The organism is Aliiroseovarius crassostreae, assembly GCF_001307765.1.
GTDB classification, from domain to species: Bacteria; Pseudomonadota; Alphaproteobacteria; order Rhodobacterales; family Rhodobacteraceae; genus Aliiroseovarius; species Aliiroseovarius crassostreae.
This window is the reverse complement of sequence record NZ_LKBA01000024.1, coordinates 161,893-180,556: the sequence shown is the minus strand read 5'-3', so window position 1 is coordinate 180,556 and position 18,664 is coordinate 161,893. Positions and strand designations below refer to the sequence as shown.

The window sequence follows — 18,664 nt, the reverse complement described above, 5'->3', positions numbered from 1 at the left end:
GCTTCTGCCCCCGTCATGCCAACAGTTTTCTACGACCAGCCTTAACAATCGGTTAGTGCCCGCCGGTCTATAACGATTCGTAGAAAATAAATCTGGTGATGAGATGGCAGAAGCTGAAGAACCGGTAGAAGGCGAAGAAGATGCGCCGAAGAAAAAATCCAAAAAGGGCCTGATTATTGGGCTGATCCTTTCACTTGTGCTGGGAGGTGGTGGGTTTTTTGCCGTTTATTCCGGCATGATTCTCGCCCCTTCCACTGAGGAAGAGATGGTCGAAGAGGCGGAGATGGTGCTCGACCTTCCCAGCGTATCTTATGTCGAACTGGATCCGCTGGTCATTTCCCTTGGAACATCCGGAAGCAACAAACACCTGAGATTTCGTGGCTCCCTCGAGGTGGATCCAGCTTATGCCGAAGATGTGGTTCAAGTGCGTCCCAGGGTGCTGGATGTTCTCAACACCTATCTCAGGGCGGTTGAGATGTCTGACCTGGAAGACCCCAGCATGCTTGTCAAATTACGCGCCCAGATGTTGCGGCGCATCCAACTTGTAACAGGAGAAGGGCGGGTGCGAGACCTGCTGATTCTCGAGTTTGTTTTGAACTGATTTCCGGAGGGACAAGAAATGGACCTTATAGCAGATGTACTTTTGGCGGCTGGTGCGATTGGTGCGGCAGTCTATTGCATCGTCCTGGCCCGTCGTCTGAAGCGGTTTAACAATCTGCAGAACGGGATGGGGGGGGCGGTTGCCGTATTGTCCGCGCAGGTGGATGATATGACAAAAACCCTGGAAAAAGCGCGATTGGCTGCAGGTGCAAGTGCCGCTCAGCTGTCCGATTTGACCCAACGGGCCGAGGCTGCGTCGCGTAAACTTGAGCTTATGATGGCAAGTCTTCATGACCTGCCTGACGTGACGCCCCCAGCTGCACAAACCTCATCTGTCGAACCGGAACCAGCCCCTACACCTGAGCCCAGGGCATCTGACATTCCGATGTTTTTAAGTCATCGCCAGAACCGCATGGAGGCCGCAGAGTGATGTTTGGTCGAAATAAAAAGGCGGCCTCCATGCCCCCCCAGCGAAAGAAAGCGGCGGGCCGAGGTGTTTTATGGGTAATTGCTGTTTTGTTCCTGTCGTCCGGGATGCTGCGTCTTGGCGAGCATGGGGTTGCGGTTGCCAAGGAAGTTGGTGTGCTCGCGGGAAAGGTTGCCCATGACGATAACGGGGGCGAAACTTGCGAGACGGAAGAGGATATCGCGCAGGTCCTGGGGCTTCTGCGGGAGCGGGAAACCGTTTTGGAAGAGCGGGAAAGAAACCTCGAAAGCCGACTGCAGGTTTTGAAGGCGGCTGAAGAGCAGATTGAAAAGAAAATGTCGGTTCTTGTGGATGCTGAGGAAGCTTTGAAATCGACAATGGCCTTGGCAGATGGTGCTGCCGAAAGGGATCTGACCCAGTTGACACAAGTCTATGAAAACATGAAACCCAAGCAAGCTATCCCACTGTTTTCGCAAATGGATCCTCAGTTTGCGGCAGGTTTCTTAGGTCGTATGAGGTCCGAGGTCGCGGCACAGATCATGGCCGGGCTGGACCCTCAAAAATCATATGCCATCAGCGTTATTTTGGCAGGGCGTAACTCAAATGTCCCAACCAACTAAGATCTGAGCACGGTTTTTTAATGGACGTTTGCCATGTTCTCGGTGTCGGGACCAGTTTTGTGGAGACAGTTGAATGATTGGTATCATTGGCATTGCCCTGATTTTTATCATGGTGTTCGGTGGTTATTTGGCCGCCGGCGGAAAAATGGGGATTATTCTGAAATCCCTACCCTTTGAATTTACCATGATTGGGGGGGCGGCGGCTGGTGCTTTTGTTATCTCAAATGATGTGCCGGCGATCAAACATACGCTCAAAGATGTCGGAAAGGTTTTCAAAGGACCACAATGGGCACATGAGGATTACCGAGATCTGCTGTGCCTGCTTTTCGAACTGATCCGCCAGGCCCGCCAGAATGCAGTTGCACTGGAAGAGCATATCGAAAACCCTGAGGAAAGCGCCATCTTCAACCGTTACCCCAAAATCCTGGGTGACAAGGAGGCCATCGAACTTATCTGCGACACGCTGAGATCGGCATCCATGAATTATGATGACCCGCATCAGGTGGAAGAGGTGCTTGAAAAGCGAATGGAGGCGAATTTGCACCACGCATTGCACGGCAGTCATGCTTTGCAGTCGGTTGCGGATGGGTTGCCTGCGCTGGGGATCGTGGCGGCGGTTTTGGGGGTTATTAAAACCATGGGTTCCATTGATCAGCCACCTGAGATCCTTGGGAAAATGATTGGGGGCGCGCTTGTTGGAACATTTCTGGGGGTGTTTCTCGCTTATGGGCTTGTGGCGCCGTTTTCCTCGAAGGTTAAAACTGTGGTGGAAGAGGATGCCCACTTCTACCAACTGATCCGCGAGGTGCTTGTTGCGAATCTCTACAATCACTCAGTTAATATTTGTATCGAAGTCGGACGCCAGAACACCCCAGGTCATTGTCGCCCAAGCTACTCGGAGCTTGAAGAAGCGTTGAAGGAAGTCAAGAAAGCGGCGGCGTGATGAAACGACTTTGGGTACTGATGATCGTGTTGTTGACGGCACAGCCCGGCATTGCTCGAGATTTGGCCGTTCGGTCAGGTGAGCATGATCAATTCACACGTCTTGTGGTCTATACCCAGCAACCTTCGGGTTGGAAATTCGGCCGTGTGCCCGGGGGGTATGAGCTTAGGTTGGCCACTGATGACGTTGGTTTTGATTTGTCACGGGCATTCAATTTGATCCCCCGATCACGCATCAAAAACCTCGAAGACCGGGGGAGTGGCACGCTGTTTCTGGACATTGATTGTCAATGCTACGCAGATGTTTTCATCGCCTATGGGGGGCAAATTGTTGTCGATATCCGATCCGGAAAACCGGGAGATGAGAGTGCCAAATATGAAGCATTTCTGGATCAGCTGCCACTGCAGGTTTCTCCCGGGACAGAAAATAGCGCGATCGCCCGGTTAGGCCTGCCTTTGTTTCCCAGACCTCAGTCGGATCTGGCCAAATATCTGCAACCCGAGAATGAGAAACTGGAAGAAACACAGGGAGGTTCAGAGCAGGAGAAACCGCTCTTGCCCGGTGAATACGCTCGTGATGATCAGAGTGAAGTGGTGTCTTCCGAAGAACGAGTGACGCAGACCGAGCTTGCTCTGATAGAGCAAATTGGGCGCGCTGCCGCCCAAGGTTTGGTTGATGCCAATCTTTCAACACTGGAAGCAGAAGTGGATAGAATAACGCACCCAATCAAAGCTCAGGAACCAGATGAGACCGCCCCGGTTCCAGACCTGCAACCGGTTCCGACAATTGATGCCAATGATCACATCGCTGTGCAAACCTCTATCGACCGAGAAACGAGCCTGCGGAAGTCGGAAGTCCTGTCTACCCAAGAGGGTTTTGCCTGCATCCCCGATACCGAATACGATATAGCAACCTGGGGCGGAGATGTCAGAAATGGCGCGGAACTCGCAAAATACGCATCTTTAATATTAGGAGAGTTTGATCAACCAAACCCCGACATGTTGAATGCCTATATTCGCCACCAACTGTATCTGACATTTGGTGCTGAGGCGATGCTCCTTGCACGCGAGTTTCCTCAGGCCGTGGGGCGGCCGGAGATTATTCAACAGATTGCAGAAGTCATGGACTGGCACAAATCGGCGAATTTTCGTGAATTCGCACCACAAATGGGCTGTGACGGCAAAACAGCTCTGTGGGCTGCTCTTGCACAACCGGAGTTTCGTCCGGGGCAAGAGATTAATCAAAAAGCCATTATTTTGTCATTTTCCGAATTGCCTTTGCATTTGCGCCGCCACCTTGGCCCAGACTTGGCACAAAAATTCCTGGCATTTGGGGATGCGGGTACTGCCAACGCTCTGCGCAATCTCCTGGATCGTGCTGAAGGGGACCATGGCCCAAGTTTCAACCTATTGGAGGCGCGTCTCGAGTTGCAATCTGGGGCGTTTGAAAATGCTGAACATACGCTCACGCAACTTGTTAATGACGATTCAGATATAGCTCCGGTTGCAGCCTTAGAATTTGTCAACTCCCGCATTACTCAGGACCAGCCTGTCCCCGAAAGATTTTTGGAAATTCTCTCCACTTATGCTTTCGAACAAAGAGACCTGCCCCTGGGTGCTGACCTGAAATCCGCAGAGATCAGAGCGCGGGTCATGGCGTCTGATTTTAATGAAGCTTTTGTCCAGATGAAAATGGCTCAAAAAGCAAACCTCTTTGACGACGAAAAGCTTGGGAACCTGCAACAATTCGTGTTTTCAAAGCTGGAGAAGAACGGCTCGGATGCCCAGTTCTTAAGATATGTTTCAGGAGCGTCTTCAGCCTTGGGTTTCCTTGATGAAGGCCTGAAAACATCTCTGTCTGCCCGGTTGTCTGACTTGGGGTTTTCGTCACAGGCGAGAGCCCTCTTGGACACGGCAACCGTGGTTCCCGATCCTTCACGCCGGTTGGTTTACGCAACTATTGCACTATTGGAGGGTAAGTCTGAGGTGGCACTTGGTTATCTGGCTGGGCTGGAAACGCCGGAGGCAAACCTGTTGCGCGCACAAGCATGGGAAGTTTCGGGTGATTTTGACGCGGCGGCAGAAATATATCGAACCCTGGGAGAAACTGAAAAGCAGGTCAAAGCAGAACTGCGTGGGGGTGATTGGGACGGCCTTTCACAGTCTGGTCCTGTGGCGTTGAAAGACATGGGGCGCCTTATTTCTGCGTCTTCGACACAAGATGTGGATCAAAACGTGGGCTCGCTGGCACGCAATGCCAGTATTTTGACGGAAAGTGCCGCGATGCGGACAACAATCGAAAATCTGCTCACGGAATTGCCACATCCCTAATGTGATTACGTTTTGTAAATACATGATCGCTAGGTTGGGGTTAACCAACATCGGCAAGAAGTGCGCGTAAAATGACAAGAAGTGTCAATAGCCTCAAAAAGGCCAAAAATTCCTTTGGAAATGTTGTCGGCAAGGCTGCGTTCCTGTTTGCTTTCAGCGCTTTACAGGCTCATGCTGAGGGGGATGACTCTTACATTTGTGACCAGATTGCTGCTGCTGCATCAGCGCAAACCGGCGTTCCCATTTCTGTTCTGAAGGCAATCGCCCTAACGGAAACAGGCCGAAAAAAGGGGGGGGCGATGCGACCATGGCCCTGGACGGTCAACATGGAGGGAAAAGGGGTTTGGTTTGACACTGAAGATGAGGCCAAATCCTATGTTTTCAAGCACTTTAAGCGAGGTGCGCGTAGCTTTGACGTCGGGTGTTTCCAGATAAATTACAAATGGCATCACCAGAATTTTAGCTCTTTGGAGGAGATGTTTGATCCGCTGGCCAATGGGTTATATGCGGCGAAATTTCTCAATGATCTCTTCGTGGAAAAAGGAAATTGGCGGGATGCGGCAGGTGCTTATCACTCGCGCACTCCCAAATACGCAGATAAGTATAAAGCACGGTTTTCAAAGTTTCGGTCTCGGTTTGCGGAGCAGGACAAAAACCCACCAGTTCTGGCTCTCGCAGATGCGGGAGATCCAACCGTAGAAACCACGCCTATCCCGGAATTGTCATTGGCGCCGCGCGTCAATAATTTCCCACTTTTGCAAACAGGAACTGGCACAAAATCACTCGGTTCTCTGGTGCCAGCCGGTCGGGGGATGATCAGGCCCTTTTTCTCAAACGGTAACGGGTAACCAATCATGACCTTTAGCCTGTCGGAGATTTTCAAACCCACCATTTTGCTTGCATTGGCTTTGATGGCTATCATCGTAATGATGATTTTGCCAATGCCCGCTTGGGTATTGGATATCGGGCTGGCCACGTCATTTGCCTTGGCCATCTTGATGTTCACGGTGACCCTGTTTATCGAGCGGCCTTTGGATTTTTCCGCATTTCCCACCGTCCTTCTGGCCTCGTTGATGTTACGCCTTTCGATGAATGTCTCATCGACCAAACTAATTATTGGTCAAGGGCACACCGGGACCTCCGCTGCTGGTGATGTGATCGAAGGGTTTGCCAATTTCGTCATGGGCGGAAGTGTGCTTCTCGGGCTGGTGGTTTTCTGTGTTCTCCTGATCGTTAATTTCATTGTCATCACCAAAGGCGCAACCCGTATGGCTGAGGTCGGGGCGCGGTTTGCATTGGATGGAATGCCCGGCAAACAGTTGGCCATTGATAGCGATATGTCCGCCGGGGCAATCGACCACGCTGAAGCCAAGGCGCGCCGGGAAAAAGAACAGGCAGAAACCACGTTTTTTGGATCATTGGATGGCGCGTCAAAATTTGTGAAGGGGGATGCCATTGCCGGCCTGCTGATCACCCTTCTGAACATCGTGATGGGTTTGGTAATCGGAGTGGCGATCCATGGCATGGATCTGGGGCGCGCGTTTGAAACCTATGCAATCTTGACGGTTGGTGATGGGCTGGTCAGTCAGATCCCCGCCGTGATCATTTCCATTGCCTCGGCCCTGCTCTTGGCGCGGGGTGGGGCGACAGGCTCCACCGATCTCGCCCTTTTTTCGCAGTTGGGTGGTTACCCTGCTGCCTTGGGAACGGTTGCCGTTTTGATGGCATTGTTTGCCCTTGTGCCAGGGTTGCCGTTTTTGCCGTTTGTTTCCGGGGCGATTGCGCTAGGCATTGCTGCCTGGGTTGCCAACCGTAAACAACTTGAAAAGGCGCAAAAGATCCAGTCTGAAGAGGTGCTTGAGGCTGAAGAGAAAAAAGAAGAGAGCATCGGTGATATTCTTGATCTTGACGACATCCATGTAGCGTTCGCTCCCGATCTCATCCCGATGGTGCTTGATCCTGCGACTGGCCTGGATGCCCGGATCAACAATATGCGAAGCCATGTGGCCGGTACTTTTGGGCTTATCCTACCCGAAATTCGCCTGACAGATGACGGATCCCTCCAGCCGGGAGGGTATGTTATTAAAATTCAAGGCGTTGTCCAGGCTACCGATCGTCTGGAAATGGACAGGGTCCTGATGATCCTTAGCGGGACCGAAATTGATCTTCCTGACGGGGATGATGTGCGCGAGCCGGTTTATGGTGCGCCTGCAAGGTGGATCAATGCTGATGATCAGGAAGATGCCGCCTTGCAGGGGGGCACTATTGTCAGCCCGACAGAGGTGCTGGCGACACATCTTCTGGAAGTGATCAAACGCAACTTCCCGCGGCTGCTCACGCTCAGGGCGTTGCGACGGTTGATGGATGAATTTGTCAACCTGTCCGATCCCGTGCGGGCCGAAGCCAACAGGCGGCTTCTGGATGAGCTTGTGCCGGAAAAAGTACCCTTGGATCTCCTGCTATCAGTCCTGCGCCTGCTGCTGGAAGAGCGGGTTTCCATTCGAAACTTGCCGTTGATCCTGGAAAGCATTGCCGAGGCCCGTCCGATGTTGCCAACTCCTGAGGGCATTTGTGAACATGTCCGGCATCGCCTCGGGTTTCAATTGGTCTCAGAGTTGAAACGCCCAGATGGTACCATTCCCCTCGTGCAGCTTGCCCCGGAATGGGAGGAGCGTTTCTCGACCTATCAGATTGAGAGTGACCGTGGACCACAGGATGTTGCCTTGCCTCCGGATGAGTTCAATCGGCTTGCCTCCTCAATCGCTGACCGTATTGCCAAGGCAGGAGAAACCGGGATCTATCCTGCCCTGGTGACGTCCACCCGCCGCAGACGTTTTTTGAAAACCGTCATGGTGGCAAAAGGAATTGCCAACCCGGTCCTGTCTTTTGAGGAGATCGGTACTGAGGCCCGCCCGTCGCTGGTGGGAATGGTGCCAGTGTGAGTTTTCAATTGGCAGAGCTGTTGGGGTTTGGGCAATCTGCACTGATTGTTGGTTTTTTTGTGTTCTTGCGCGTGGGTGCCGCAATGGCGCTTTTGCCAGCCTTTGGTGAACGATCAGTTCCAGAACGCGTGCGGCTCTTTCTGGGGTTTGCCTTTACCTTGATTGTGGCACCTGCCAGTGCCTTGCAGGTTGAAACCGCGCTTTCCGATCCCATGCGTGCCAGTGTAATGGTTTTTTCAGAGCCGATCGCCGGGCTGGTTCTGGGCGGAGCGGTGCGCCTGTTTATTCTGGCGCTGCAAATTGCGGGCAGTATGGCGGCGCAATCCACGTCTTTGGCGCAGATCTTTGGGGGGGCAAACTCGGATCCTCAGCCTGCGATTGGCTATGTGTTGCTGATTTCTGGTCTGGCCCTTGCGGTGATGCTGGGCCTGCATGTGCGGTTGGCTGAATTGTTCATCCTGTCTTATGAAGTCATGCCGGCGGGGCAGTTCGTTGCGGGCGATATTCTCAGTCAATGGGCCCTGGATCTTGTTGCCCGGATTTTCGGTTTGGCCTTCACATTGGCGGCCCCCTTCCTGATTGCATCGTTGATCTACAACGTGGCGCTGGGTGTCATAAACCGCGCGATGCCCCAGTTGATGGTGGCGTTTGTTGGGGCGCCAGCAATTACGGCGGGCGGCCTGATTTTGCTGTTTATTTGTGCGCCGCTTTTGCTGCCCTTATGGGTGGATGCCTTGGTTGCGTTTCTTGACCGGCCATTTGGGGAACCGTGATGGCAGATGGTGAAGACGACGATAAGCAACACGAGGCGACACAGAAGAAACTGGATGATGCCCGCAAACGCGGCGAGGTGCCGCGTTCTCAGGACCTCACGACAACTGCCGCTTTTGGGGGCGTGTTGATTGTAGGTGCTGCGCTTGGCGCGCGTAGTTTGGAGGCATTGGGAACTTTCCTGGCAAACCTGCTTGCGCGCGCCGATACCTTTTCGATTGATCTGTTCAATGGCGGCGGCCCCACCGGCATTGGCACGTTGCTATTGGGTGTCTCACGAAACATGGCGCCGTGGTTTGCAATACCTGCGTTGGCGGCAATACTTCTGACCATTGCCACCAGAAGTTTTGTTGTGGCTCCAGAAAAACTCAAACCAAAGCTTTCAAAGGTCTCGCCACTATCCAACGCGAAAAACAAGTTTGGGCGCAACGGGCTGTTTGAGTTCGCGAAGAGCTTCACCAAGCTATTGATCTATTCGGTCATTCTCGGGGTTTTCCTCTTTGCGAAGCTGCCGCAGATTGTCGGGACGCTTTACCTGACGCCTGCGATGGCAACAGCCACTTTGCTTGACCTGTCGATGCAGTTTTTTGCATTGGTTTGTGTGGTCATGCTGGCAATCGGCGGTGTGGACTACCTGTGGCAGTGGCAGGAACATCTTCGCAAGAACCGGATGTCGCATAAAGAGCTGATGGATGAGGTCAAGCAGAATGAAGGTGATCCACATGTGAAAGGGCAGCGTCGGCAGAAGGGGTATGAAATAGCGATGAACCAGATGCTGGCGGATGTGCCTGATGCGGATGTCGTGATTGTGAACCCGACCCATTATGCCATTGCGCTAAGGTGGTCTCGTCTGCCCGGTGAAGCGCCTGTCTGTGTTGCCAAAGGGGTGGATGAGATTGCGGCGCGCATTCGTGAAGTTGCGCAAGAGGCAGGGGTGCCGATCCATCGGGATCCGCCAACAGCGCGCGCGATACATGCTTCGGTCGAAATTGGACAAGAGATTTTGCCGGAGCAGTACCAGGCTGTTGCGGCGGCAGTCCGGTTTGCAGAAGCGATGCGCAAACGGGCCCGTGCCTTTGGAGGTCGCAAATGAAGAAGCAACTTCAGCAACTTGGCGAGGTGTCGAACATGATCCTCGATCTCAAACTGGCGGACCTTCAAACGGTGGCCCAGCAGATTGGCGCCCTGCAGGCTGAAAACCAGAAGGTAAGGCGGGATCAGGAAAGACGTGTTCATGAATTAGGTCAGACCGAGATGCCAGACCTTGCTCAATATGCTGGTCAGGATGAGCGATGGAACGCCTGGGTACAGACCAAGATAAAAGCCCGGAATATCGAGCTGGCGAAACTCAGTGCGGAGCGGGAAGACAGAATGGCGGCTGCCCGCACCGCAATGGGAAGAGCCGAAGTCATCAAGTCCCTTTTGAAAAAAAAATCGATCTAGCAGCGCAAGGAAAAATGGGGGCCGCGTTTCTGGCGACCCCCAAATCGTTTTCTGGATCAAACGGCTTCGATCTGCCGCGTAGCGGTTGCCAAAGACACAGCTCCGGAACCGAAATCACTGACAGGAATTTTAAGGTCAACTGACCCGTTGGCGGCGGCACTCATGGCTGCAAGCGGCACTGGCTGCATCGACACCCCTGCGAACCAGACCTTATGGGCCGCGCCGGTGTCGGGGTGTCCCGCAAACCCGCCCGAACGGTTGGAGTAGTTGGCCTGCCAGAACACGCGCACATAGGCGGTGCCGGGGGCGAAGTTGAAGGGGGCGTTTGTTCCAGATGTGTCAATACCGCCAATATGGGCAGATGCGTCATACCAGCTGTCCATCGCCGGGATATAATCTCCCTCCAGAACCACGTTCTTGTCGTTGCCAATACCGCTATTGGCAATTGACGTGCCCGCGGGCCAGATCCCCGAAGGATCGTCGGGGTTGCCCAGGCTTGCGGGCAGCGGCTGGTTCAGTGTGACGACATGGGTGGTTTTATTGACCTGTCCCAGATCAAACAGACCAGCTTCAACAAGACGAGAGTAATGCGCATATCCCCGACCGTCGCTGTCCTTGTAGCCGAAAATAATCACCCCCTGCTGGTTGGCATCTGCGCTGCTTTCATTCCATCCGGCGGAATTTGTCAGGGTGATGGTGGTGTCGCCCGGCTGGAGCGGTGCGGCCAGAGTGGTCAGGCTGTCGGTGCCGCCATGATAATAGCGCATGTGATGTTTGCTTTCGATCACGTTCTGGTCGGCATCCAGACATGTCAGGCCCATATATTGCTGGTGTCGTTCGCCCTCGGAATAGCCGGACCAGTCACCCGCCACGCTTTCTTGTCGAACATAAGCCCCAAGGCGATAGGCGCGGTTCGGATCAACAGGGATCAGTTCGTTCATCGCAATTGGTCCGACATGATGACCGGTAAAGCAGACTGCGCCGCGCAGATCCGGGGCGGTTTGCGCGTCAAAAACCAGCTCTGCTGGGAAATTGTAGGCATTGCCAAGCCCACATCCGCCGTTTGTCACCAGATCGGTGCCGCGTGCCAGGGCATATCCAGAGGTGATCAGATCGCCGGTCAGCGCGGCTGGGGCAAGGCCGCTTACCCCAGAGGGAAAGCTGATGGATCCTGTGGCGCTGTCCGCGACAAGGGCCTGGTGAAACGAACTGCCATCCGCGCTGACCTTGATCTCAAAATTGTCAGACCCGGTTGTGCCCATTTCTGCGCGGCCCGACCAGTTGGTCTGGAACAGGAGACTGGCGGTGTCTCCGCTTGAGGCCTTATTCACTTTGATCTGGTGGCCGTTGCCTTCGTTGTTGAACAGCGACGCCGGGGATGAAACGGACAGGCGGTTAGAGGGGTCGGCGGTGGCGTTGACACCGACCAGCGGCAGGTTTTGGGTGTCTGGTGTGGTGCTCAGCTCAACCCAGTTTGCACCATCAAAAACCTGCGGTTTGGCTGTATCTTCCACGAATGAGATCCAGCCCACAGCCGGAGGCAGGAAGACCCAGGCATTTTCTTCGAAAACCGCGATGTTGCCGGTTTGTCCGGCCCAATCACCAGTGGCGCCTGAGGGAATGATAAAACGTTGCCCGTTAACGGGTGAACCGGGTGGCGTGGCAGAGCTTGCGCTGGTTACGCTCAGTTGAACGACGGCATCCAGTCGGCGCATCCCCTCATTATGGGTGACATGCTTTTGGGCTTGTGAGGCTTGAATATATGGCAGGGACAAGTTGGCGGAAAAGGACATAGCACCCTCGAATTGCGGAAAATCGAAGGGAGTATCGTCACCAGATTGTTAAGTTCAGGGCAAAGCAGCGTACGGTAGGTGGGCTGCGCAACGGGTCTTCAGTTGGAAATGGAGGGAAACAGCAGCACAGGGTCGCCTTCTTTCCAGGGGGTATGCTTGGTCATCACGTTGAAAAGGCGCTGACTATTGATGAAACTGTCCAGCCATTCCCGCGTCGGGGCGTCTGCTTCGCGATCAAAGCGCGGTTTGTCGATCATGGCGAACTGGCGCAGAAACGGCAGGATCGCAAAATCCGCCAAACTTGGGGTGGCGCCAAACAGCCAGGTATTTTTTTCCAGCGACTCGGTCAGCTCATCGATGATTTCCATGGCGCGTGCGCGCTCTGCCTCCGGGTCGCGATCCGGGTGCCGCACGGCATATTTTGTATGATCCAGTGCCTTTTTGAAGGGGCCGTCAAACCGGGCAATCAGGGGGTGACCCTCCTGTGGCATTTGCAGCAGACCTTCCGGGTCTGACTGATCCAAAGCCCATTTCATAATGTCCAGGCTTTCGTCAATCACCCCGTCTTCCGTGACCAGACAGGGGACCGTGGCGCTGGGCGACTTGGCCAGAAATGCAGGGGGTTTCTCACGCAAGAGGATTTCACGCAGCTCGACCTGGATGCCGGCGCTGGCAATCGCGAGGCGGGCGCGGATGGCATAGGGGCAACGTCGAAAGGAATAGAGGAGCGGGCGCATTTACTGACCTTTGAAGACGGCCGGGCGCCGCTCCAGCAGGGCGTTGACGGCTTCTTCATGGTCTTCTGTCTGGTGGCATTCCCCTTGATAGATGGCGGCCAGTTCCAGCAATTGATCCAGACGCAGGTTCATCCCCTCGCGTAAAAGGCGTTTGTTCAGACGGAGTTGCTGCGGAGGGTTATAGGCGATGCGCTGGGCCAGAGACCTGGCTTTGGGCAGAAGGTCCTCGGCGGTGGTCACCTTGCTGACCAGCCCCCATTCCGCCGCAAGCTGGGCTGAGATAGGTTCCCCGGTAAATGTCATTTCCGCCGCGCGGGATAGCCCGATTTGTCTGGGCAGCAACCATGCCCCTCCATCTCCGGCAATCAGGCCAACGCGGGCAAAATTCTCGGCAAAGACGGCGTTGTCCGAGCACAAACGGATGTCGCACATGCAGGTCAGATCGCAGCCCGCCCCATAGGCCGGTCCGTTCACCGCGGCGATCATGGGCACTTCGCAATCCCAGACCGCACGGGCCACTTTCTGGATGCCCGATTTATAGGCGTTGCGGATCTCCAACGCGTTGCCCGCAAAGATTGAACTGCGATCCCGCATGTCTTTGAGGTTGCCGCCTGAGGAAAACGCCTTGCCTGCGCCTGTCAGAATTGCGCATCGGATCGACATGTCCCCGTTGATTTTCGCCATGGCTCTGACAATGGCATCCATCATTTCCTGATCGGTCAGGGCGTTACGGGTTTCCGGGGCGTTCAGGGTCAGGGTCGCCACATGGCCGTCCTGTTCGAATAGGAGTTTGTCGCTCATCTCGGTCCTCATGGATTGTGTGATCGGTTTAGACCGCTGAGCCCGGTTTCGCAAAATGTAACGCTGCGGCTTTCGGTGCGGTGGATGCGAAGAAATTGTTTTGGCAGAAAAAACAAAACACGTTAAGAAAAATCGGGTGAGCTGATGGTACGGTGTGCCTTGCGAAAGGAATTTGACGATGGATTGCGAAATGGCCGCAGACAATGAGCGCCCCTGGAAGCCGGCGGTTGCCAAAGGGTTGCGGCTGCGCTGTCCGAATTGTGGCAAGGGTAAGCTGTTGCATTCCTATCTCAAGGTGAATGACCAATGTGCAGAATGCGGTGAGGAATTGTTCCACCAGCGTGCGGACGATGGCCCGGCCTATCTGACCATCCTGATTGTTGGCCACATTTTGGGGTTTGCCCTGCACTTCATCTACACGCAGTTCAAACCTGAACCGCTGTTTTTTGCCCTTTGGCTTTCGGCGATCGCGGTTGTTTCGTCGCTTTTGCTTCTGCCACGGATGAAGGGGTTGATGGTGGCGTATCAATGGTCACAACGTATGCATGGATTTGGCAAAGCCCCTTGATTGCAGGTTTTTCGGGGGGCGTAGAATCGAGCAATACCTGTTGAAACGCGGGTTTGAGAGGGGTTGGAAAGAATCAGTTGCCCTTTGTCAGTATCCTCAATGGTGCTTTGCCTGTTGTTGAGGGAATGCTCCATACAAGTATATGAAATTATGAATAAATAACCCCCTGACAGGATATCCATACTAATCAAATGAACTGGTATTTTGCAAAAGGTAGCCTTTTTAAACTAACCTTTTAGACAAGTTGTCGAACGCATATCACCGTCTAAACTATTAATTATTGTTAAGTATCTTAGCCATTTTAAGGCCAATCGATATTTCGAGGCAGGGCGGGCCCTGTCAAGAAGTCGCTGCTGTCAAACGATTTTAGGGAGATGGTATATGTTTCGTGGGGAGAATAGCGCGTTTGCGTCGAAAGATTACGTTTCAGAGGAAGCAACCCAACCAAGCGTTGCTTTTGTCGGGAGTTCACTGAGTTTCTCTGACCAGATTATTCGGATTGCCAATATCGAATTTGAAGGGGTTGCGTTCAAACGATATGATACGATCGCTGATTTCAGGACTTCCAAAGCTGCCCAGGGAAACCTGATTGCGGTCATCGTGGAAGAAGCCCTTGCCGGCCAACTGGGTGATCTTCTGGAAATGTTCCAAGAGCCGGAAGCAACTTGTCAGGTTGTCCTCGGCTATCGGGATGCCAAGCTGGCGGTTTCCGTTTTTCAGAAACTATCCGGGCAGGGGGATCAATGCGAGGTCAGCTATTTGCCCATGGGGTTGCAGTTTGACATCTGGCTGTCAGTTCTGCGCCTGCTGCTATGTGGCGGGAAATTCATTCCGGTTGAGATGGTGGCGGATATGTCCGGCGGACCGGAAGACAGTCTGCGGATCGCACATGCTGATGCCGGTCTTTCCGAGTTGACCGAAAGGGAACGGGAGGTTCTGGCTCTTGTGTCCGAGGGCAAGCCCAACAAAACCATCGCAACCGAGCTTGATCTGTCCGAGCATACCATCAAGCTTCATATCCACCACGTGATCAACAAGCTTGGCGTGCGCAACCGGACCGAAGCGGCGATCCTGTTTCTAGGGGGGGGACGGGCAGCGTGAAGGCGGACCTGTCATGGCTGTCCCACAAACCGGAAACGGTCTGGGGGACAGCGTACAAGATACCAAATGCGTTTAGGAAGAGCGGAGTTTCTGGCGCTGTTTTTTAACCGCGGCGTCGCTTGGAAAGTGCCAGTCTCAAGGCGTCGATGGCAATTTGCTCGGCACCGTCGATATGGCTGATGGATGGCATGATGGTTCCCTCAAACCCTCCCATCTTCAATGCTGCGGGAACATCCAATCGCACATGGTCACCCTTCATGGCGAAGAAAGGCAAACAGATTGCACCGGGTCCAAGGGCTTTGGCCTTGTCGCCGATCGACGGTTCCTGTTCTAGAAAGCCAAGTTCGATTGTGAGGTCTGGCAATTCGGCCTGAAGCCGGTCTGTGAACAGGCGGGCCGAGGCGGCAGGGGCGTCACCAAATGCTGACCCATGCGCCACCACCAGCAACTTGTCAGATCCGGTTGCCGCCAGTTCTTTGCGGACATTTTCCGCAGCCATTTTGGGCAGGGACGAAGCCAGACCATAGGGGGGCATGATGCTGACCAAAATCCCAAGCGCTGCTTCTGAAATCCGTTTGATCAGAGCGGTGCGCACGAACCAGCCATCTGCCATGAAAAGGGGGTAAATGACCCCCCCATCTTCCATTTGTGCAAGCTGCGCCTCCAGCTTTCCGGGGGCTGCCAAAGTGGCCGAACGGATCACATGATCCGGGAGAGCCGCCTGGATAACGGCTGCATATTCCGCCAGCGCCTCTTCCGCCGGTTCCGGGTCCGAGGGCTGGCCGTGTGAAACGATCAGCGCCTCGATCGGTGCTTGGTCTTCATCAGTGGCTGGTGCCTTCGGAGAAGGTGATTTTGTTCCAGACATTATATTTCCCTGATGGTTTGCGCATAGGCAGGCGGTTTACGATTTCCAGCGTCTTTGCGTCATAGATCAATACTTCGCCTTTGTCTTCCCAAACTGATACCAGCGCGTGGCTGCCATCCTTGGTGAACTCAACATGGGCCACGGTCGCGCCGGGGACAGGTTGAAGCGTTTTGACGATCTCAAGCGTTTCCTTGTCGATGATATGCATCTTGTCCTTGTTGGGGCCAAAGAACACATCCGCCCAGACATAAGGCGAGTTTTCATGGCTGCGCATGAAGAACCCGGGCCCTTCCGTCTTGATCTGCTTCACGGTCTCCCAGCTTTCCATATCGATGACAGACACGGTTCCATCTCGTAGATGCGGGGTGGCCATCACGGTTCGGTCCCCGCGTTTCCACGTGATGCCAGATCCGAGATGCGGCATCCCCGGCAGGTCAAGATCAGCGACTTTCTGGCCAATCACCAGATCAATCACCAACCCGCCGGTCCCTTCGCGCGATGCGCCCATCACGTATTCGTAAGATTGGTCAAAGAAGAAATCATCCAGGAAATCCGGTGTGGTGATCCGGCGGATCGGAAATTTGGTTTCCTGTGGAGCCGGGCCTTCGATCTTCCAGTCATGGGCAAGCCCGCCGGCAAAATAGTTCATGTCCGGGTATTCTGCATAGGACACTTCCCAGATTTCCGGCACGTCCTTCAGTGCTAGAACGAAACTTTCGCGGGGGGGCGCCTGATAGACGGCAGACACGCGTGAAGGGGTTCCATCCTTGCCCACGACCTCATGCACTTCGGCCACTGACAGGTCTTCGGTCGACAGGATGGTCAGTGAATTGGGCAGATAACTGGCCACCGCAAGCCATTTCCCATCGCCTGACATGGCGATGTTGCGACTGTTCAGGCCCGCCCGAACCCGGCCAACCTCCTGCAAAGACCAGATGTCATATTTCTGCACCCAGCCATCGCGCGACATGATGAAAACATAATGTCCATCCGGGCTGAATTTCGGTCCGCCATGCACGGCGAAAGGTGTGGCGAAACGATCAAGTCGTTCAAAGGTATCGCCATCCAGAACCGACACATGGTGATCACCGGTTTCCACCACCAGCGTGATGTTCATCGGATCGGATTTCCAGACCGGCGCAGGGGCGGCCACGTAGTCTTCGTTCATCACGCGGCTTGCCATGATCTCGGCTTTGCCCCAGGGCGGGATCTTATCCAGCGGAGATTTGAGGTATTCCGCCAGCGCCTTGATCTGCTCATCCGACAGGTCGTCGCCAAAACCGGGCATCTGGGTGGCAACGCGTCCTTCGCGGATGACCGCTTCGATTTTTGGTCCCCTCATGCGCTTGAGCGTTTCCGGGATCAAGGCGGGGCCAGCGGCGCCAAGACGGTTTTCCAGATGGCAATCGGCACAGTATTCCTTGTAATCCGCGACCGGATCGGCGCTTGCGGTGCCACTCAGCACCAATGCCCCGAGACCGACCAGCCATGCGCGTGAGCGTTTAAAAGAACTGATGTTTCGGGTCATTGCTCTTTCCTCGGAACGGAGTGGTTTCAAGACGTTCGGCATCGGCCACGCCGATCTCGTCATTTGTAAGGTAACAGGCGGGGTCCTCGGCCCAGGGGTCACCGGTCACCTGCAGGGCGCGAATGCGGGTGTTGCCGCCGCAGATGTCCTTGATCTTGCACGCGCCGCAACGTCCCTTGAGCGGACGCGGGCGGGTGCGCAATGTGGCCAGCATCTGGTCATCGCTGGTCCACCATTCGGAAAACTTCTTCTTCTTCACATTCCCAATGGTGTAATCGGACCAGTAGGTGTCGGGGTGCACATATCCCAGATAGTCGATATTGGCGACGCCCAGACCAGAGGAGTTCCCCCCCCAGGCGGTCAGGTGTTCGCGCAGATTGGCCACCTTGTCGGCGTCAAATCGCTCCTCCGCCCATTGCAGGAAATAGCCCGCATCGGCGTCATTATTGCCGGTTACGATGTCCAGCGGCTTGTCTTCTGACACAGCCTGCCAGGCGCGTTCCAGCAGCATGTCCAGCCCTTTGCGGGTCATCTGGTGATGCGCATCTTCGCCACGGTGCTTGTCGCCCCGCCCGGCGTAAACCAGGTGCGAGAGGTAAAACTTGTCCACGCCTTCGTCGTCACAAAGCTTCAGCAGATCCGGCAGGTGGTGCTGGGTGCCTTCGGTCAGGCAAAAGCGCAGCCCCACCTTCACGCCGCGCTTCTTCAGCTCGCGCACACCGCGCACGGCGGCATCATAGGCGCCGTTCACGCCGCGGAACCAGTCATTTGTCTCGCCGATCCCGTCGATGGAAATGCCCACATAGTCAAAGCCGATTTCGGCCACCTTGTCGGCGGTTTCGCCAAAAATCTTGGTGCCGTTTGTCGACAGCGCCAGCACACGCACCTTGTCCCGCGCGGCTTTCGCCAGTGGGAACAGATAGGGGCTGTCGAGAGGCTCGCCGCCTGAAAGGATCAGCGCAGGGACCTTGAAATCCCCCAGGTCGTCCAGCACGTTCATGGCCTGCGCTTCATCAAGCTCGCCGGGGAAATTCACATCCGCCGACACGGTATAGCAGTGACGACACCGCAGGTTACACCGGCGGGTCAGGTTCCAGATCACCACCGGTTTTACCATTCCCGATCCGCGGCGCTGGCGCACTGGGGTCGGATTGACAAGTTGGTTCATATATTCGGTCAGGCGGAACATTGG

The 18,664-nt window shown here is 54.7% G+C and carries 18 protein-coding genes; 12 read left to right on the top strand and 6 right to left on the bottom strand.

What is annotated here, in order from left to right; translation table 11 throughout:
- Nucleotides 1-103: 103 nt before the first annotated feature.
- From AKJ29_RS17675 to AKJ29_RS17630, 10 genes are all read left to right on the top strand, one after another.
- Nucleotides 104-601: a flagellar basal body-associated FliL family protein gene (locus tag AKJ29_RS17675; RefSeq protein ID WP_055192846.1), complete on the top strand. Its 498-nt coding sequence runs from the start codon at nt 104-106 to the stop codon at nt 599-601.
- A gap of 18 nt (nt 602-619) precedes the next feature.
- A complete protein-coding gene (locus tag AKJ29_RS17670) occupies nt 620-1,030 on the top strand; it encodes a hypothetical protein (protein ID WP_055192845.1) in 411 nt (136 codons plus the stop codon).
- 29 nt (nt 1,031-1,059) lie between these two features.
- On the top strand, nt 1,060-1,647 hold the full coding sequence (locus AKJ29_RS17665) for a MotE family protein (protein ID WP_055192890.1): 588 nt from the start codon (nt 1,060-1,062) through the stop codon (nt 1,645-1,647).
- 73 nt (nt 1,648-1,720) lie between these two features.
- On the top strand, nt 1,721-2,590 hold the full coding sequence (gene motA / locus AKJ29_RS17660; RefSeq protein ID WP_055192844.1) for a flagellar motor stator protein MotA: 870 nt from the start codon (nt 1,721-1,723) through the stop codon (nt 2,588-2,590).
- Nucleotides 2,590-4,920, top strand: coding sequence for a hypothetical protein (locus AKJ29_RS17655; RefSeq protein WP_055192843.1), 2,331 nt, complete (start codon nt 2,590-2,592; stop codon nt 4,918-4,920). Before motA ends, AKJ29_RS17655 begins: the two co-directional genes overlap by 1 nt.
- Nucleotides 4,921-4,991: 71 nt before the next feature.
- Nucleotides 4,992-5,768: a transglycosylase SLT domain-containing protein gene (locus AKJ29_RS17650; protein WP_139231341.1), complete on the top strand. Its 777-nt coding sequence runs from the start codon at nt 4,992-4,994 to the stop codon at nt 5,766-5,768.
- A gap of 6 nt (nt 5,769-5,774) precedes the next feature.
- The gene (gene flhA, locus AKJ29_RS17645; protein ID WP_055192842.1) at nt 5,775-7,862 is read left to right on the top strand and encodes a flagellar biosynthesis protein FlhA; all 2,088 of its coding nucleotides are present in this window, start codon (nt 5,775-5,777) and stop codon (nt 7,860-7,862) included.
- Complete coding sequence (locus tag AKJ29_RS17640) at nt 7,859-8,635, top strand: flagellar biosynthetic protein FliR (protein WP_082392669.1); 777 nt, start codon at nt 7,859-7,861, stop codon at nt 8,633-8,635. The genes flhA and AKJ29_RS17640 overlap by 4 nt, the downstream gene beginning before the upstream one ends.
- Complete coding sequence (locus AKJ29_RS17635; protein ID WP_055192841.1) at nt 8,635-9,726, top strand: EscU/YscU/HrcU family type III secretion system export apparatus switch protein; 1,092 nt, start codon at nt 8,635-8,637, stop codon at nt 9,724-9,726. The genes AKJ29_RS17640 and AKJ29_RS17635 overlap by 1 nt, the downstream gene beginning before the upstream one ends.
- Nucleotides 9,723-10,076: a hypothetical protein gene (locus AKJ29_RS17630; protein ID WP_055192840.1), complete on the top strand. Its 354-nt coding sequence runs from the start codon at nt 9,723-9,725 to the stop codon at nt 10,074-10,076. Before AKJ29_RS17635 ends, AKJ29_RS17630 begins: the two co-directional genes overlap by 4 nt.
- A 56-nt stretch (nt 10,077-10,132) precedes the next feature.
- On the opposite strand, the gene AKJ29_RS17625 is transcribed toward AKJ29_RS17630, so the two are convergent.
- The 3 genes from AKJ29_RS17625 to AKJ29_RS17615 all read right to left on the bottom strand — a co-directional run bounded on the left by AKJ29_RS17625 (nt 10,133) and on the right by AKJ29_RS17615 (nt 13,407).
- Complete coding sequence (locus AKJ29_RS17625) at nt 10,133-11,791, bottom strand: DUF2793 domain-containing protein (protein ID WP_235477733.1); 1,659 nt, start codon at nt 11,789-11,791, stop codon at nt 10,133-10,135.
- A 176-nt stretch (nt 11,792-11,967) separates the two neighbouring features.
- Nucleotides 11,968-12,606 carry a glutathione S-transferase gene (locus AKJ29_RS17620; RefSeq protein WP_055192838.1) on the bottom strand — a complete coding sequence of 213 codons (639 nt, stop codon included), beginning with the start codon at nt 12,604-12,606 and terminating at the stop codon, nt 11,968-11,970.
- Nucleotides 12,607-13,407 (bottom strand): crotonase/enoyl-CoA hydratase family protein, encoded by an 801-nt coding sequence (locus AKJ29_RS17615; RefSeq protein ID WP_055192837.1) that lies wholly within the window; start codon nt 13,405-13,407, stop codon nt 12,607-12,609.
- Between the two features lie 178 nt (nt 13,408-13,585).
- Between AKJ29_RS17615 and AKJ29_RS17610 the strand changes: the two genes are divergently transcribed.
- Both AKJ29_RS17610 and AKJ29_RS20275 read left to right on the top strand, forming a co-directional pair.
- On the top strand, nt 13,586-13,975 hold the full coding sequence (locus tag AKJ29_RS17610; protein ID WP_055192836.1) for a DUF983 domain-containing protein: 390 nt from the start codon (nt 13,586-13,588) through the stop codon (nt 13,973-13,975).
- 381 nt (nt 13,976-14,356) lie between these two features.
- Nucleotides 14,357-15,076 (top strand): helix-turn-helix transcriptional regulator, encoded by a 720-nt coding sequence (locus AKJ29_RS20275; RefSeq protein WP_055192835.1) that lies wholly within the window; start codon nt 14,357-14,359, stop codon nt 15,074-15,076.
- Nucleotides 15,077-15,179: 103 nt separating this feature from the next.
- Here AKJ29_RS20275 and AKJ29_RS17600 read toward each other — a convergent pair whose 3' ends face one another.
- The 3 genes from AKJ29_RS17600 to nirJ are packed head-to-tail and all read right to left on the bottom strand — an operon-like array spanning nt 15,180 to nt 18,661.
- Entirely contained in the window at nt 15,180-15,944 is a 765-nt protein-coding gene (locus AKJ29_RS17600; protein WP_082392667.1) for a CbiX/SirB N-terminal domain-containing protein, read from the bottom strand.
- Entirely contained in the window at nt 15,901-17,472 is a 1,572-nt protein-coding gene (locus AKJ29_RS17595) for a nitrite reductase (protein WP_055192834.1), read from the bottom strand. Before AKJ29_RS17595 ends, AKJ29_RS17600 begins: the two co-directional genes overlap by 44 nt.
- The gene (gene nirJ / locus AKJ29_RS17590; RefSeq protein WP_055192833.1) at nt 17,447-18,661 is read right to left on the bottom strand and encodes a heme d1 biosynthesis radical SAM protein NirJ; all 1,215 of its coding nucleotides are present in this window, start codon (nt 18,659-18,661) and stop codon (nt 17,447-17,449) included. The genes AKJ29_RS17595 and nirJ overlap by 26 nt, the downstream gene beginning before the upstream one ends.
- Between the last annotated feature and the right edge of the window lie 3 nt (nt 18,662-18,664).